Raw genomic sequence first — 15,688 nt, forward strand, 5'->3', positions numbered from 1 at the left:
TTGTCGAACGCAGCCGGCGCGGGTGAATACGGCCCGGCTTGTCTCCATCCGGACTGGGCTCCGGACGTTCGAATGCTCTTGCGTCGAACTGATCGCAATCTGACGCCGATGCGAGGGGAATTACGTATCTGGACGCCGGCGCCTCGGAACGCCCGTGGAGCATTCAGCGTTGTTGACCCCTTCAATGCGGCGCGTTCATGCCCCCTGCCCCAGTTCTGCAAGGTAAGCGGCGCCTTCGCGCTGAACGACGAGATGCTCGAGAACTTTGCTTTCGCCTCCTGCAAGAAAGTGAAAGACGTGGCCGTGAACGTCATGCGCGCGTATTACGCCCGGACACCCCAGCGCATGTATTACTTCGGCGGCTCCGAGGGTGGACGTGAAGGGCTGACGATGGCGCAGCGGTTTCCGGCGGACTATGACGGCATCGTCAGCATCGTTCCCGTCATCAACTGGACCGGCCTGTTCCATGCCTTCGCGCGCAATCAGGTGCCCAATGGCCTCACGGCGTATCCGCCATGGCTGTACGGCCACGAAGACAGCCTCGACGGGCCCTCTGCCCTCAACTTGGTGCGCTGGGTTACCGGTACGGCGGCGCCTGCGTCGCCGCCCGATGCCGCGCACAAATCCACCCAGTGGATCTATGGAAGCAACTGCATCCGCCATGCAATTGCGCGGGACAGGAACTACGACGTGCGCAGCTATCGTCCAGAAGATTTTCGCGACCGGGTGCAAAAGACCTCGGCACTGATCGACTCCACGAACCCGGACCTGTCGGCATTCTTTGCGCGCGGCGGCAAGCGCATCCTGCGCGAAAACGCCGCCGATCGCGCGCAGAGCGCACTCATGGGCCTTCAGTATCACGAAGCGCTCGTGGCGCGGTTGGGTGCCGCGGCAGCCGAAAAGTCGGTACGGCTCTACGTTTCGCCCGGCTCAACGCATTCCGGCAACTCGCGCGGAGTTGCCCGTGGGTCTGCAGTGCCGACGATGGTGGACCTGCTCGACCCGTTGGACCGATGGGTGAGCGCCGGCGATGCACCTGCGAATGCCCTGGTGCAGGTTGTGAAGGCCCCGCTTCCGGCGTTCGGGCTGCAAGCCTCGCGTCCCATGTGCCGCCATCCCGGCTACCCACGCTACGTCGGCGGTGACCGCACGCAGGCGTCGAACTATCAGTGCCGGGCTCCTTGAAGCAGGCTTATCGAGGAGACGCCGTCTACGTTGCGCCGGCGCGCACCGGAAGCTTCCAGTCAGGCCTAACGAAGTGGCAGGTGTACCCATTGGGAATGCGCTCCAGGTAGTCCTGGTGCTCCGGCTCCGCCTCCCAGAAAGGCCCCGCCGCCGCAACCTCGGTCACCACCTTGCCGGGCCAGATGCCCGATGCATTCACATCGGCAATCGTGTCTTCGGCAATGCGCTTCTGCTCTTCGCTGGTGAAGAAAATGGCCGACCGGTAGCTAAGGCCCATGTCGTTGCCCTGGCGGTTGAGCGTGGTCGGGTCATGAATCTGAAAGAAGAACTCGAGCAGCTTGCGGTAGCTGATCTTGGCGGGATCGAAAACGATCTCGATCGCTTCCGCATGCGTGCCGTGGTTGCGGTAGGTGGCGTTCGGAACGTCGCCGCCCGTGTAGCCCACGCGCGTGGAAACAACGCCGTCGTAGCGGCGGATCAGGTCTTGCATGCCCCAGAAGCAGCCGCCTGCGAGGATTGCGCGTTCGTTGTTCACTTGATGTCCTCCACCTGGTTCAGGTAGTCGCCATAGCCCTGCGCGGCCATGTCGTCGCGATGGATGAAGCGCAGCGATGCCGAGTTGATGCAGTAGCGCAGGCCGCCCCGGTCCCTGGGGCCGTCCGGAAAAACATGGCCCAGGTGGCTGTCGCCGTGCGCCGAGCGCACTTCGATGCGCACCATTCCGTGCGTGGTGTCGCGCAGCTCGTTGATGTGCGCCGGCTCGATGGGCTTGGTGAAGCTTGGCCATCCGCAGCCGGAGTCGTACTTGTCGGACGATGCGAACAAGGGTTCGCCCGAAACGATGTCGACGTAGATACCGGGCTCCTTGTTTTCCAGGTATTCGCCGGTTCCGGGTCGTTCGGTTGCACTTTCCTGCGTCACGCGGAACTGTTCCGGTGACAGTGCGGCAACGGCTTCGGGCGTCTTGCGGTAGTCGGGCATTCGGTTTTCTCCAAAGAAGGCCACTATAGGGGGCGGGACAAGTATGGGCGGGAGCCAATGATCTTGGGATCTTCTCGCAATTGACAAGCCCTGCAAGCGAGTGTGTCCTTCGGCGGATCGACCGGTTGCTCTGCCCAGGAAAGCCCAGCCGGCCGAGATCGCGCTGGGTTGATCGATATCAAGTGCCGCCGTGTGCGGCCCGGGATACTGGCCTTCGGACCACTGCCAGCGAGGACACCATGTACCAGCGAATTCTTGTTCCTGTCGATGGAAGCTCTACATCCAGCCATGGCTTGGGCGAAGCGATTCGCCTTGCCAGGCTCACGCAAGGGCGGCTGCGGCTCATCCACGTGATCGACGAGCTCTCGTTCGCCTTGGCCATGGACGCCTATTCGGGGCAAACAGGCGACTGGCTGCACGAACTGCGCGCCGCGGGCACCCGCCTGCTCGAAGAAGGCATGGCCAGGGCCGCTGCAGAAGGCGTGGAAGCCGACTCGGTGCTGCGCGACACCTTTCGCGGCGCCGTACCCGACCGCGTCACGCAAGAGGCCGCATCCTGGCCGGCGGACCTGATCGTGCTGGGAACGCACGGACGCCGGGGCCTGGGGCGCATGGTGATGGGCAGCAGCGCCGAACTCATCCTGCGGCACGCCAGCATTCCGGTGCTGCTGGTTCGCGCGCCTGAAGCGCATGCCAGGGCCGAGGCCGCGCGTTTCGAAATGCCGAGCGGCTTCGTCGCAAGCCAGTAGAGCCCACAGCCGATCGACCATCGCTCCTGATCGATACGAACCTTGCGCAACATCGAACACGATGCAGCTCATGCAGCATCGGCGCAATCTGGTGCGGCGCAGGAGAAGCGCGTAGCATGCGACCGGTTTTGCGGTCTCGATGTCTGCAGCTTCTTCCGTCGTTTTCATGGAGTGATTCGTGGCACAGGAAAAAATCGATCCGGGATTGAATAGTTCGGTACTACGCCGAAAGCTTCTTGGGGGCGTAGGAGCCGCGGTCGGCGCCTCGTTCGTCTTTCCGCAGTGGACGTACGCGCAATCCGCGTCCGGCAAACCGGCTACTCCGCCGAGCACCATCACCCAGCCGCCGCGCGACTTTGGCCCGGGCGGCGCCCCGACCACGTACTTCACCGATCCCGATGTGCTCACGGTCGATCCGGCCTTCGACGGCCTGCGCCAGCCCAATGCCGCCATCCAGCGGCTGTGGACCGGCGCGCTGTGGTCTGAAGGACCGGCGTGGAATTCGGTCGGCCGCTTTCTGGTGTGGAGCGACATTCCGAACAACCGGCAACTGCGCTGGAGCGAGGACGACGGCCACGTGAGCGTGTTTCGCTCGCCTTCCAACAACAGCAACGGCAACTCCTTCGACTACCAGGGAAGGCAGCTGTCCTGCGAGCACCTGACGCGGCGCGTGGTGCGCTACGAGCTCGACGGCTCGGTGAGCGTGCTCGCGTCGAGCTTCAACGGCAAGCAGCTCAATTCTCCGAACGACATCGTCCCGCATCCCGACGGCAGCTACTGGTTTACCGACCCGCCCTACGGCGCCCAGCTCTACGAGGGCGCGGTCGATGCCCCGGGCGGGCCCGCCAACAAGGCGGGCCGGCTGAATCCGAGGCTGGGGCAGCCGCCCGAGATCGGCTCGTACAAGCGCGAGCTGCCTACCGCTGTGTACCGTCTGGACAAGAGCGGCACGCTCACCCAGGTGGCCGGCGAAGACCTGGTGCCGGATCCGAACGGCCTGTGTTTTTCGCCCGACTTCAAGAAGCTCTACGTCGTCAGCACCGGGCAGGGGCCGGGCGACACCATTGCCGGCGGCAAGGGCGACATGTATGTGTTCGATGTCGGCTCGGACAACAAGCTCAGCAACGGCAAGCTCTTCAGCAACTTCATGATCGACGGCGTGAAGTGCGCGCCCGACGGCGTGCGCGCCGATGTCGACGGCAACCTGTGGTGCTCCAGCAATGCAGGCCGCAGCGTGGGTTACAGCGGCGTTACGGTATGGACGCCGCAAGGCCGCCTCATCGGGCGCATCCGGCTGCCGGAGGTCTGCGGCAACATCTGCTTTGGCGGGCCCAAGCGCAACCGCCTGTTCATGGCGGCCAGCCAGTCGCTGTATGCCGTCTACACCGCAACGCAGGGCGCGGCACCGGGTTAGCGCCTGCGAGCAGCTGCGGCACCAGCTGTTCCCTGCTCAGCAGCGGATCACGGCTCGGGCCGCATCCACAGCCAGATGGCGACCGCGGCCATGAAGAGCGGCGCGCCGATCTTCGCGGCAATGGGGGCGTTGGTTGCCAGCAGCACGGCTGAACTGAAGATCATCATCCAGCTTGCGGCCCACTTTGCGCGCCGCGGCACGAAGCCTCCCTCCCGCCATTGCCGGATGTACTTGCCGTAGCGCGGGTGCCCGACAAGCCACTGCTCCAAGGCCGGCCAGCCGTGTCCGCCGGCCCAGGCGGCGGCAAGCAGAAAAGGCACCGTGGGCAGAACGGGCAGAAAGACGCCGAGCAGGCCGAGAGCTACCAGCAACAGCGCCAGCACACGCCAGAGCAGTTTCGCGACCGAAGCGCCGAGCCGCTTCAACGGGCGCGTCCTCTGGGTTGCTCTGACGAAAGCGAGGGTTGCAGCATCGGCCGATGGTAGGCCACGGCCGATGGAAAGGCCGGCCTGAGCTGCGACGCCCAGCTGAAAAGGGCGCCGGCCCAACTCAGGCGGCAGGCAGCGCTGCACTGGTATCCAGCGCCCAGATGCGTGCGAGCAGCGCGCCAGCACGTTCGCTCCCGATCACGGGCGACGCCAGTTCGAGAAACTTGCCCTCCAGTTCGCCGTCGGTCAACGCCTGCTCGGGGTCGCCCTTGCGGTTGGGCTGAAGATGTTCGAGACGGCGCCCGTCGCGGGTGTGGATGACAACGCGCGCGGCGCGCTGTCCCGGAAAGGCCGCGTCCAGTTCCGGGTCGACGGCCAGGTCCATGCGCTCCATCAGCGCGCGCGTCCCCGGGTCCGCCAGCCGGGTCGGCTCGTACGCCGCCAGGCGCACGCTGCCATGCGCCAAGGCCGTCGCCACAACGTAGGCGAGGCTGAAGCGCGCTTCGTTGGCCGTGGCCGGATGCGTATAGCAGGCGATGTCGAGCGCGGGGCGGTAAGTTGCCACCTGCACGCGCTCTATATCGGCGGCTTCCAGGCCATAACGCTGCTTCAGTTCCAGCGCGCCGTCGATAGCGGCAAAGGTGTGGCCGCAGCCGATGTGGTTCTTGAAGGTCAGCCGCGTGATGTGAAAGTCCCGCCCCAGCGTCGCGCCGGCCTGCGACCAATCCGGGCCGCTGCTCATGGCTTGGCCCAGGCCGATTTCTCCGTCCAATACGTCGAGCGAGCCGGTCACGCCCCGCGCCGCAAGCTGCGCCGCGAGCACCCCCGCCTCCGCGGCCCGGCCCGCATGCAGCGGCTTGGACATCGAGTCCATGCGGAACGCCTGTTGCAGGCCGGCAGTGAAAGTGGCGGCCGTTGCCAGCGCGTGCGCAAAGGCCGCTTCGTCGAGCGACATCAGGCAACCGGCGGCGGCCGCGGCGCCAAAGCTGCCGATGGTGCCGGTGCTGTGCCAATACTTGTAGTGCGCGCGGCCCATGACGACACCGATGCGCGTCGACACTTCATACCCCAGGACGACACCACGCAAGAACTCGATCCCGCTGGCGCCCGCATCCTGGCCGGCGGCCAGGGCGGCCGCAATGGTCGCGGCGCCTGGGTGGTACATGGCCTCGCGAAAACTGTCGTCCACTTCTGCCGCATGGGCAGCCGTTCCGTTGATGAGCGCCGCCGCGCGCGCTGTCGCCGGCCGGCCGAGAATGAGCGAAGCCCGGCCGCAGCCGAGGTCATCGGCCAGGACTTCTTCGAGCTGCCGAACAGGTGCAGCCGCCAGGCCGGGGAACACGGAGGCGTACCAATCGATCACTGCGCGCTTGGCGTGATGGATGACCTCGGGAGGCAGCGGCTGCCGATGGAAATCGGCTGCGTAGCGGGCAAATATTTCTGTCGCGTGCATATCAACTCTCCGAAGACGCGAGCACCACCACCCCGTCGGCGGCGCACACGCCCTGCCCCTGCGGCAGCACGAAGATCGGGTTGATCTCCGCTTCGAGCAAGCGGTTGCCGAGCTGGGCCGCCATTTGCGAGAAGGCGACGATCGCATCGACCAGCGCGTCGACATCGGCCTTGGGGCGGCCGCGAAAGCCGTCGAGCAAGGGCCATGTCTTCAGCTCGCGCGCCATCGAAAGCGCCTCCTCGCGGCCGAGGCCCCCTTGAGCAGGAAGCAGCCGCATCGCGGTGTCCTTGAACAGCTCGGCGGTGATGCCGCCCATGCCCAGCAGAATGGCCGTGCCCAGGGCGTCGTGGTGCACGCCCAGGATCAGCTCGGTGCCGCCGCCGACCATTTCCTGCACCAGGAAGCGCTGGGGCCGCACGCCAGTCTTGCTCTCGACCTCGGAGGCCATCACCAGCAGGCGCGCGCCCACCGTCTCGGCCGTCATGTTCACGGCAACGCCGCCGACGTCGCTCTTGTGCGTGATCTCGGCCGAAAGAATTTTGAGCACGACGCGTCCGCCCAGTTCGCGGACCGCGCTTTCGGCCTCCCCCGGCATGGTCACGACCCGCTCGCGCGCGCAGGGCATGCCAAAACGGGTGAACAGCTGCTTGGCTTCTGCTTCGTCGAGGGAGCCCTCCGGCAGATCGTCGATGCGCACGTCGGCCGCAGGCTCGCTGGGCAGCTTCGGCTCTTGCCAGCTGCCGGCATTCAGCATGGCGCCCAGCGCGCTGGTGCAGCTTTCGGCAGCTGCAAATGCCGGCACGCCGCGCTGCGTGAGCAAGGCGGCCACTTCGGGTGCGTGCGGGCTCACGTAGGCGATCACCGGCTTGTCCGAATTGAGCAGGCAGTCCTGGATGGCACCCGCCATCAGCTCCGGCATGGCCAGGCTGGAGGAGCCGACGATGATCGCCAGCGCGTCGTAGCTCGGGCTCTTGAGCAGAACGTTGATGGCGCCGCGCAGCAGGTCGGGTTGCAGGCCGGCCAGGGTCACATCGATGGGGTTGCGGTCGAGCACGGCGTGGTCGCCGCTCTGCAATGCGCGCAGGGCCTCGGCCGTTGCGGCGTCCGGCGCGGGCGTCTCGAATCCTCGCATGCCCAGGTCGTCCGAAACCAGGGTTCCCGCTCCGCCGGTCGAGGTCAGGATGGCCACACGCTTGCCGCGCAGCTTGCGGCCCGTGGCCAGTGCGACCGGAATGTCGAGCAGGTCGCCGAAGGTCTGGGCGCGAATCACGCCAACCTGCCTGAACAAAGCGTCGTACATGCTGTCGGCGCCCGCCAGTGCGCCGGTATGCGACACGGCAGCCTTGGCACCGGCCTCGGAACGGCCGATCTTGAATGCCACCACCGGTTTGCCCGCGCGAGCCGCCTTCAATGCAGCGGCCCGAAATTTCTCGGCGTTGCGGACGCTCTCCACGTACAGGGCAATGACTTTCGTGCCCGGGTCGTCGGCCAGGTAGTCGACAAAATCGGCCAGGTCCAGATCGACTTCATTGCTGGTCGAGATCAACTTCGACAAGCCGATGCCGCGAGCCGCAGCACGCGAAAGCAGCGCACCCAGAATGCCTCCGCTTTGCGAGACCACGCCGATGCCGCCGACCGGAAAGTGGTCCATCTCGAGTGCGCCGCTGGCAGAAAGCACGATGTTGTCGGTCAGATTGACCAGTCCGATGGTGTTGGGACCGAGGATGCGCATTCCGCCCGCCGCCTCGATGAGTTGCTGCTGGCGCCGTGCGCCCTCCTCTCCGGTTTCCGTGTAGCCGCTGGCAAGCACGATGGCCGCGGCCGTGCCCTTGGCCGCGAGTTCGCGCACAGCCTGATGCGCCCGCTCCGCGCCCAGCAGCACGATGCCCACATCGGGTGTGCCGGGAATCGAGGCGATGTCCGGGTAGCAGGCCAGGCCGCCGACGGAGTCGACGCGCGGATTGACCGGGTAGATCTCGCCCGTGAATCCGTGCTTGCGCAAATAGGCCACGGGCCGGCCGGCGGTCTTGGCCGCATCCGCCGATGCGCCGATCACCGCAACGCTGCGCGGCTGGAGCAGCCTGGCGATGGCGTTCATCTCAGTCATTTCGTCATCCCGTTCTTTGCACTGCTCCTGGCCAGGAAGGCCATCACCGATTCGCGGTGCTCTGTGCTGGTGTAGCAAATGCCCTGCGCCTGGCTTCCCTGTGCAAACACCTGGTGCGCGGAGAGTTCGAAGCTCTGGTTGAGGATCGTCTTTCCAAGGGCCAGCGCGGTGGCCGATCCCTTGCTCATCTCGGCCGCCCAGCGCTGCGCATCGGCAACGAGTGTTTCGGCACTCGTCTGGCGATCGGCAATGCCGAGGCCGATGGCCTCTTCGAGTTCGACCTTCCGGCCGCTGAAGATCAGCTCCTTGGCTTTCGAGAGGCCGACCCGGCGCGGCAGGAAGTACATGCCGCCGCCATCGGGAACGATGCCGCGATTGATGTACGACCACGTGAAGCTTGCCGCATCGGAAGCGATGATGAAATCGCACGCCAGCGCCGTGTCCGCCCCCAGGCCCGATGCCGCACCATTGACCGCAGCGATCGTCGGCTTGGGCATGGTGTGCAGCAGCGACTGGGTGTGGTGCACGCGCTGCTGGCGGCTCCAGCCATTGAAGCCGACCTCGCCCGCCGGAGCCTGCATGCGCCGCTCCATGCCGGCAACGTCTCCGCCGGCGCAAAAGCCCTTGCCGCGCCCCGTGAGCACCAGCGCGCGAATCGACTTGTCGTTGGCCACATGCTCCAGCGCCGCGATGAATTGCGTCCGCATATCGTCGCTCATGGCATTGCGCTTTTCGGGCCGGTTCAGCCACAGGGTGGCGATGCCGGCTGCAACTTCGAGCTCGATCAGTTGTTCATCAGTCATTTCGCCGTTCCTCCATTCGTTTGTTCATTCATTCGTTGGTGATGTTGTTTTCCTTGACGACCTTGCGCCAGCGCGCTTCCTCGCCCTTGGCGTACTTGTCGAAGTCCGCCGGCGAGCCCGCGTTGATCACAAGGCCCTCTCCTTCCACGCGCTTGCGAAAGGCCTCCGTCTGCACGGCCTTCCTGGCCGCAGCGTTCAGGCGCGCGACGACATCTGCGGGAGTGCCTGCCGGCGCATACAGGCCGTACCAACTGTCGGCCACGTAGCCGGGTACGCCGCTTTCGGCAATCGTCGGCACCTTGGCAAGGGCATGGGCCGGTGATCGCGTGGCCGTGGTTACCGCGAGCGCGCGCAGCTTGCCGTTTTCGATGAAGGTGCCCACCGCCGCGGCGGTTGCGAACATGACATCCACCTGGCCGCCCATCAAATCGTTCATGGCCGGACCGGCACCGCGGTAGGGAATGTGGGTGATGTTCGTCTTCGTCAGGTTCCTGAACAGTTCGCCGGCAAGGTGCGCCGAGGTTCCCGCGCCTTGCGATGCGAACGACAGCTTTCCCGGGTTCGCCTTGGCGGCGTTGATGACGTCCTGCACCGACTTGAGCGGGCTTTCCGCCCGCACCACCAGCACGTTCGGCGACACCCCGACGAGCATGACCGGTGCAAAGGCCTTCTCATGGTCATAGGGCAGCTTGCTCTGGATGCTGGGGTTCACCACATGCGCCACGGTGGCCATCACCAGCGTGTAGCCGTCGGGCGGTGCCTTTGCCACCGCGTCCGTTCCGATGATCGTGCCGGCGCCAGGCTTGTTGTCGATGATGATGGGCTGGCCCAGCTCCTGGCCCATCGCAATGCCCATGGTCCGTGCGACAAGGTCGGTGCCGCCGCCGGGTGCGAACGGCACGACGATCTTGACGGGCTTGTCGGGAAAGGCTGCGAGCGCCGCCATCGAAACAGTCGCGGCTGCCGCTGCGGTCGAGAAAAGAACCAGGGCGGTCCTGAGGCGTGCCCAGAGCAGGCGTTTTTGCATGGTTGTCTCCAATTGGAATAAGGGCGGAAAGAAGCAGGATCGATGGCGGATCGGTCTTCTCATCGAGTGCATCGAGCTTAGGTTTTCAATGCGTCTCGCGCAGCCCCCTATTTCCAAGCAGTGGAATTAAACTGGAGCCCTTTCCTTCAGTCCTGAAACTCGTGCCCACGCTCGCCAGACGCCAACATTTCGAAGAGCCGACGCTCAACCGCTCGCTGGAGCGCGGAATCGAGATCCTTCGGGCCTTCAGGCCCGGTGCCGATCTGCTGGGAAACGGAGACATCGCCGAGCGCACCGGGCTTTCGCGCGCTACCGTGAGCCGCCTGACCCAGACGCTGGTCGAGTCCGGAATGCTCGAGCACGACCGCACCCTTCGGGCCTACCGGCTTGCGGCGCCGGTACTGAGCTTTGCCCACGCCATGCGGGCCGGCTCCCCGGTGTTGAACACGGTTGCTCCGCTGATGCGGAACCTGGCGGAAAAGCTTCGCATCAACGTCGGCCTGGCTGTCGCGGACCGCGACGAGATGGTCTACCTCGAATCGGTGCGCTACAACCGCAAGGTTTCACTGCGCAACGTGGTTGCGGGCCAGCGGGTGCCAATGGAGCTCACGTCGCTCGGCCGGGCTTACCTGGCGGTCGCCGAAGAGCCCAGGCGGCGTGCCCTCATGGCGCAGTTCCGCGAAAGGCGCGAAAGCGGTTGGAACCGGATTCGCGACGAGATCCGGAGCGCGGCCCGAAGCGTGGCCGAGCGCGGCTTTTGCGCGGCGGCCTGGCAACCGGAGGTGGTTGCCCTTGCCACGCCGCTCGTGGCGGAAGGCCGGCCTGTCTACGTGCTGAACGTGAGCATCACCACAAAGGCCGATATTGCCGAGGCCGAGGCGATGCTCGCAGGCCCGCTGCTCGCGCTTTCGGCGGATGTGAAGGCCGCGCTCGCTAGTTCCTGCTAATCGATCCTGATGTTGGCTTCCTTCACCGCCTGGCCTATCTTCGAAAGGTCCTCGCGAATGAGCTTCCTGAACTGCTCGGGATTCGACTTGGCGGGAACGAAGGAAAGCTCCGTGAACTTGGCCTTGAGCGCGGGAGTGTCGACCGCCTTGGCAATTTCTGAATTGAGCCGGTTCGTCACGGCCTCTGGCATGCCTGCCGGCCCCCAGATGCCATACCAGGAGAGAAGTTCGAAACCAGGAATGCCGCTCTCGGCCACGGTGGGTACGTCTGGCATGCTGGCAACGCGGGTCTTGCTGGTAATGGCTATCGCACGCAAGCGTGCGCCCTGCACGAACGAGCGCACGCCGGGCATCGGCGAAACCGCCGCCGACACGTGGCCACCAACCACGTCCGTCAACTGCGGAATCGCGCCTTTGTAGGCGATGATTTCCATGTTGAGCTTCAGCGCCCGGTTGATCATTTCCTCGCTCAGGTGGCTGGTCGTTCCCAGGCCCGAGGTCGCCCAGGTGTATTTGCCGGGGTTGGCCCTGACCAGCGCGGCAAACTCGCCGAGGTTCTTTGCGGGAACATCGTTGTTTACCGCCACGAGAAGGGGCACATAGCCGATCTGCCCGACAGGCGTGAAGTCCTGCTCCGCGTCGTAGGTCTTCTTTGCCACCACGAGGGGCATGTAGACCTGGCTCGATGCGTTGAACAGCAAGGTATAGCCGTCGGCCTTGGCCTTCTTGACATTCAACGAACCGAGCACACCCGAGGCGCCGGGCAGGTTCTCGATGACGATGGGCTGGCCCAACTGCCTCTGCAACTGGTCGGCAACCATGCGTCCCACCGTATCGATCGATCCGCCCGGCGTGTAGGGAATGACCATCTTGATGGGCTTGTTCGGGTATTCGCTTGCCGCACATAGCTGGGCACCTGCGAAGGCGGCGCCCAGCAACACGAATTTTGCGAACGAAGCAGTTTTCTTGAACATGGAGCGTCTCCTTGGATTTGTATGGCCTTGAACAGATAGGGCGTCACGCGGAATAGATCGCGCGGGCAAAGACCGCGATGGCGTCGCTCATCGCCTGCGGTTGTTCTGGGGCCATGGCATGCCCCGCATCGCGAATGACCTGCACAGTGACCCGGTCGCCCAGATATGGCTTCATGACATTCGGGATCACCACGGCATCGTGCTCAGCCTGCAGGTCCAGGATGGGCACGCTGTCACCGCCAGAGAAATAGTCATCGACCGGCGTCATCTCGCGCGCCCTGCCCTGTGCCTGGTGTGCCGCGGGATACCAGCCATCGAGCCATACGGCCGGGTCATGGCCCGGTGCAAAGAAAGCCTTGCGAAGGCATTCCAGCCGCCGTTCGATTGGAAGGCTCAGGTCGCCGGCTCCGTCGATCTCGTCACGAAGCCGGCTATACGGCTTTTCGGTGGACCCCGGAGAAAGCTTTCCCGCGGAGGCCGCGGCCATGACGATGCCGCGCACCAGGTCGGGACGATCGGCCGCGAGGGTGCGCGCCGGCTGGCTGCCCCACGCATGCCCCACGACGACGATGCGGCCGGTTGCCTCATGGTCGAGCACCGCGGCGACGTCGCGGGCAAAGTCGTGAAGGTCCAAGTTCTCCATGGGGCCGCGGCTTGAGCCCACGCCTCGAGGGTCGGGGCGCAACACGCGGAACCCCGCGGCTGCCAGCTTGGCGGCGACTTCGTCGTAGTCACGTCCCGAGCGTGCAAGCGACGGAAGAATGCAGATGACCGGGCCTCGGCCTTCGTCGCTGAATTCGATCTGCACCTCTGCACCCGAAGGGGGCGAGCGATACGCGATGAGCTTGCGCTGCAGTGGCGCCGTACGCGCCGGATTTGTTTGGGTTTCGGTGGACATGGAGGCGAGTTTCCCCGGCACTGCCATCACCGGTAAGGGCATGGAACCTATATCAGCTATGCCTGGCGGCTATGCCCCTCTCTCCGTCTCTTCTGGTCAATAGCGCTGGCGAAAGTCCAGTTCCTGCAGCAGTTGCGCTGTCCCTCGGGTGAGCCGGGTTGCGGGGCGCGCCTTGGGAGTGGCGAGTACCAGCGCATTCCAGATCGCTGGTGGCCCGATGGGCGCACGGGGCAGCAGTTCGTCGCCAGGCGAGCCCAGCGCGCTCTCGGGAAGCACGGTGCAGCCCACGCCCGTTTGCACGAGGGAGATGACGGTACGAACCGCGCCCACCTCGGCGAGCACCTTCAGCTGGATGCCGCGTGAACCAAGCACCGAGTCGAGCAGATGCCGGATTGCGTTGGGGGCACTCGGCAGCACCATCGGGTAGTTGGCAAGCGCGGCCAGGCCGACCCGCGGCGGCAGCTTGCTCTTGGGCGGCGCAACCAGCAGGAGCTTTTCGCGCATCAGCGGCTGGAACGCGAGCTGCGGCGACGTTGCCGGGTCGAAGAGAAGTGCCAGGTCGAGCTTGCCCGCGAGGAGCGACTCCCGAAGCGCGACGCTCAACCCTTCGAGCACCGTAATCACCGCGCGCGGAAACCGTTCGCGAAACCTCTGGACCAGCGGTGTGCTCAGACCCAGTGCCACCCGCGGCGGCATTCCCACGATGATCCGGCCGCCGGGGCTTTCATCCATTTCCTGAAGCTCGTCTCGCGCTCGCCGCGAAATGTCGAGCATTGCCCGCGCATGGACGAGCAAGGCATCGCCCGCTTCGGTGGGGGACACGCCGCGCCCGGTTCTTACAAGCAGGCGCTGCCCGAGATCGGCTTCCAGCAATGCAATTTGCCTGCTGAGGCTGGGCTGCGCAAGGTTCAGTTCTGCGGCGCCGCGGCTGAAACTGCCCGCGTCCGCCACGGTCACGAAGTAGAGCAGCTGGCGAAGTTCCATAGCCAATCAGCATAGCTGATATAGAAGCAATGTCCTTACGAGGGCGCAGTGGCTTCGCGACACTGGCGCCATGACAACCACCCTGCCCCCGCGCGCGTGCAACGCCCACTGCCATGTCTTCGGGCCACGTGCGCGCTTTCCCTACGCACCCGATGCGACCTTCGTTCCGAAGGAAGATGCTCCCAAGGAGCAGTTGTATGCGCTGAACGACAGCCTCGGCCTGGAACGCTGCGTGGTCGTGCAGTCGGCCTGCCACGGCTTTGACAACCGCGCGACCGAAGATGCCGTCGCCTCCCGCCCGGCGAGCTATCGCGGCATCGCGCTGCTGCCGACCGACGTTGAGGACGCCGAGCTGAAACGTCTCGATGCAGCGGGCTTTCGCGGTGTCCGTTTCAACTTCATGGGGCACCTCGGACGGCACACGCCCATTGAAGATGTGTTGTCCCTGGCGGGCCGGTTCGCGTCGCTCGGCTGGCACCTGCAGATTCACGGCGACCCTGCTTTGCTGACTGAGCTCGGACCGGCATTGCGGCGCTGCCCCACGCCCGTGGTGATGGACCATATCGGCCGCATCGACGCGGCGCTCGGCGTGAACCAGCCCTATTTCCAGGCCTTGCTGAAGCTCATGGCCGATGAGCGCTTCTGGGTCAAGGTGAGCGGCATGGACCGCATCACGCGGCTAGGTCCGCCTTATGCCGATGCCCAACCGTTCGCGCGGATGCTGGTTGCGGAGTTCGGCAGCCGGGTGGTCTGGGGCAACGACTGGCCGCATCCCAACCACGCAGGGCCGGTACCCGACGAGCAGCAACTGGTCGATCTCATCGCAAAGATCGCGCCCACGCCGTCCGCGCGCGACGCGCTGCTGGTGCACAACCCTGAACGCCTTTATCAATTCGGAGACAACACATGAGCCTTCGCTTCAAGGACAAGATTGCAATAGTCACGGGCGCCGGATGCGTTGGCGCCGGCTGGGGCAACGGCCGTGCCATTGCGGTGCGGCTCGCGGAGGAAGGCGCCAAGGTGCTGGCGGTCGACCGCGACCGCGCGCGGCTGGACGAAACGCTTGAACTGGCCGGCGAAGCGCGCGACTCCATCACGCCCTGGGTGTGCGACGTGACCAGCAGCGAGAGCGTTGCCGCCATGGCTGCGGCATGCGTGAAGACTTACGGGACCATCGACATCCTGGTCAACAACGTCGGCGGCTCCGCTGCCGGGGGCCCCGTCGAGCTCTCCGAAGAGGTGTGGGACTCGCAGGTCGACATCAACCTGAAGAGCGTGTTCCTCACCTGCAAGCATGTGCTGCCGACCCTGCTTGCCAAAGGGGCCGGCGCCATCGTCAACATCGCGTCCACCTCGGGCCTGCGGTGGACCGGGAGCGCGCAGGTCGCGTACGCCGCCACCAAGGCCGGGGTGATTCATCTCTCGCGGGTGGTGGCGGTGCAGCATGCCGCGCAAGGCGTGCGCGTCAACTGCGTCGTGCCCGGCCAGCTGCATACGCCGATGGTCGAGACCCGTCTGGCCAAGCAGCGTGCGGGCGGCGACGTCGAAGCCCTTCTGGCCCAGCGCCAGAAGCGCATTCCGATCGGCTTCATGGGCGACGGCCGCGACACCGCCAGTGCGGTGCTGTATCTCGCCAGCGACGAGGCCCGGTTCATCACGGGCACCGAGCTCGTCGTGGACGGCGGCATGACGGCGCGCTGCGACTGAACGATCAAGCAGCCAACCCAACAGAACGAAG

Annotated in this window: 16 protein-coding genes; 6 read left to right on the forward strand and 10 right to left on the reverse strand. The window is 65.4% G+C overall.

The window, feature by feature from the left end; all coding sequences use genetic code 11:
* The first annotated feature begins 72 nt into the window (after nucleotides 1-72).
* On the forward strand, nucleotides 73-1,185 hold the full coding sequence (locus tag QHG62_RS10640) for a tannase/feruloyl esterase family alpha/beta hydrolase (protein WP_281150827.1): 1,113 nt from the start codon (nucleotides 73-75) through the stop codon (nucleotides 1,183-1,185).
* A gap of 25 nt (nucleotides 1,186-1,210) precedes the next feature.
* Here QHG62_RS10640 and msrA read toward each other — a convergent pair whose 3' ends face one another.
* Nucleotides 1,211-1,720 (reverse strand): peptide-methionine (S)-S-oxide reductase MsrA, encoded by a 510-nt coding sequence (msrA, locus tag QHG62_RS10645; RefSeq protein WP_281150828.1) that lies wholly within the window; start codon nucleotides 1,718-1,720, stop codon nucleotides 1,211-1,213.
* A complete protein-coding gene (gene msrB, locus QHG62_RS10650) occupies nucleotides 1,717-2,166 on the reverse strand; it encodes a peptide-methionine (R)-S-oxide reductase MsrB (protein ID WP_281150829.1) in 450 nt (149 codons plus the stop codon). Before msrB ends, msrA begins: the two co-directional genes overlap by 4 nt.
* A gap of 239 nt (nucleotides 2,167-2,405) precedes the next feature.
* On the opposite strand from msrB, the gene QHG62_RS10655 reads away from it, so the two are divergent.
* Nucleotides 2,406-2,915 (forward strand): universal stress protein, encoded by a 510-nt coding sequence (locus tag QHG62_RS10655; protein WP_281150830.1) that lies wholly within the window; start codon nucleotides 2,406-2,408, stop codon nucleotides 2,913-2,915.
* A gap of 178 nt (nucleotides 2,916-3,093) precedes the next feature.
* On the forward strand, nucleotides 3,094-4,329 hold the full coding sequence (locus tag QHG62_RS10660) for an SMP-30/gluconolactonase/LRE family protein (protein WP_432445596.1): 1,236 nt from the start codon (nucleotides 3,094-3,096) through the stop codon (nucleotides 4,327-4,329).
* A 47-nt stretch (nucleotides 4,330-4,376) separates the two neighbouring features.
* Here QHG62_RS10660 and QHG62_RS10665 read toward each other — a convergent pair whose 3' ends face one another.
* From QHG62_RS10665 to QHG62_RS10685, 5 genes are all read right to left on the reverse strand, one after another.
* A complete protein-coding gene (locus QHG62_RS10665) occupies nucleotides 4,377-4,754 on the reverse strand; it encodes a YbaN family protein (RefSeq protein ID WP_281150831.1) in 378 nt (125 codons plus the stop codon).
* Between the two features lie 124 nt (nucleotides 4,755-4,878).
* Entirely contained in the window at nucleotides 4,879-6,210 is a 1,332-nt protein-coding gene (locus tag QHG62_RS10670; protein ID WP_281150832.1) for an MmgE/PrpD family protein, read from the reverse strand.
* Nucleotide 6,211: 1 nt separating this feature from the next.
* Nucleotides 6,212-8,317: an acetate--CoA ligase family protein gene (locus tag QHG62_RS10675; protein ID WP_281150833.1), complete on the reverse strand. Its 2,106-nt coding sequence runs from the start codon at nucleotides 8,315-8,317 to the stop codon at nucleotides 6,212-6,214.
* Nucleotides 8,314-9,120, reverse strand: a complete 807-nt coding sequence (locus tag QHG62_RS10680) for an enoyl-CoA hydratase/isomerase family protein (protein ID WP_281150834.1) — start codon at nucleotides 9,118-9,120, stop codon at nucleotides 8,314-8,316. The genes QHG62_RS10675 and QHG62_RS10680 overlap by 4 nt, the downstream gene beginning before the upstream one ends.
* 28 nt (nucleotides 9,121-9,148) lie before the next feature.
* Complete coding sequence (locus QHG62_RS10685) at nucleotides 9,149-10,147, reverse strand: tripartite tricarboxylate transporter substrate binding protein (RefSeq protein ID WP_432445597.1); 999 nt, start codon at nucleotides 10,145-10,147, stop codon at nucleotides 9,149-9,151.
* A 161-nt stretch (nucleotides 10,148-10,308) separates the two neighbouring features.
* Here QHG62_RS10685 and QHG62_RS10690 point away from each other — a divergent pair, with 161 nt between their 5' ends.
* The gene (locus tag QHG62_RS10690; RefSeq protein WP_281150835.1) at nucleotides 10,309-11,094 is read left to right on the forward strand and encodes an IclR family transcriptional regulator; all 786 of its coding nucleotides are present in this window, start codon (nucleotides 10,309-10,311) and stop codon (nucleotides 11,092-11,094) included.
* Here QHG62_RS10690 and QHG62_RS10695 read toward each other — a convergent pair.
* The 3 genes from QHG62_RS10695 to QHG62_RS10705 form a co-directional block, all read right to left on the reverse strand.
* Complete coding sequence (locus QHG62_RS10695) at nucleotides 11,091-12,068, reverse strand: Bug family tripartite tricarboxylate transporter substrate binding protein (RefSeq protein ID WP_281150836.1); 978 nt, start codon at nucleotides 12,066-12,068, stop codon at nucleotides 11,091-11,093. The genes QHG62_RS10690 and QHG62_RS10695 overlap by 4 nt on opposite strands.
* A 43-nt stretch (nucleotides 12,069-12,111) precedes the next feature.
* The gene (locus QHG62_RS10700; protein ID WP_281150837.1) at nucleotides 12,112-12,966 is read right to left on the reverse strand and encodes an alpha/beta fold hydrolase; all 855 of its coding nucleotides are present in this window, start codon (nucleotides 12,964-12,966) and stop codon (nucleotides 12,112-12,114) included.
* Between the two features lie 96 nt (nucleotides 12,967-13,062).
* Nucleotides 13,063-13,950 (reverse strand): LysR substrate-binding domain-containing protein, encoded by an 888-nt coding sequence (locus tag QHG62_RS10705; RefSeq protein WP_281150838.1) that lies wholly within the window; start codon nucleotides 13,948-13,950, stop codon nucleotides 13,063-13,065.
* Between the two features lie 70 nt (nucleotides 13,951-14,020).
* On the opposite strand from QHG62_RS10705, the gene QHG62_RS10710 reads away from it, so the two are divergent.
* Together QHG62_RS10710 and QHG62_RS10715 are read left to right on the forward strand one after the other, a co-directional pair.
* A complete protein-coding gene (locus QHG62_RS10710) occupies nucleotides 14,021-14,860 on the forward strand; it encodes an amidohydrolase family protein (protein ID WP_281150839.1) in 840 nt (279 codons plus the stop codon).
* On the forward strand, nucleotides 14,857-15,657 hold the full coding sequence (locus tag QHG62_RS10715) for an SDR family NAD(P)-dependent oxidoreductase (protein ID WP_281150840.1): 801 nt from the start codon (nucleotides 14,857-14,859) through the stop codon (nucleotides 15,655-15,657). Before QHG62_RS10710 ends, QHG62_RS10715 begins: the two co-directional genes overlap by 4 nt.
* Nucleotides 15,658-15,688: the final 31 nt, after the last annotated feature.

The sequence above is a fragment of the Variovorax paradoxus genome (assembly GCF_029919115.1).
Classification (GTDB): Bacteria; Pseudomonadota; Gammaproteobacteria; order Burkholderiales; family Burkholderiaceae_C; genus Variovorax; species Variovorax paradoxus_O.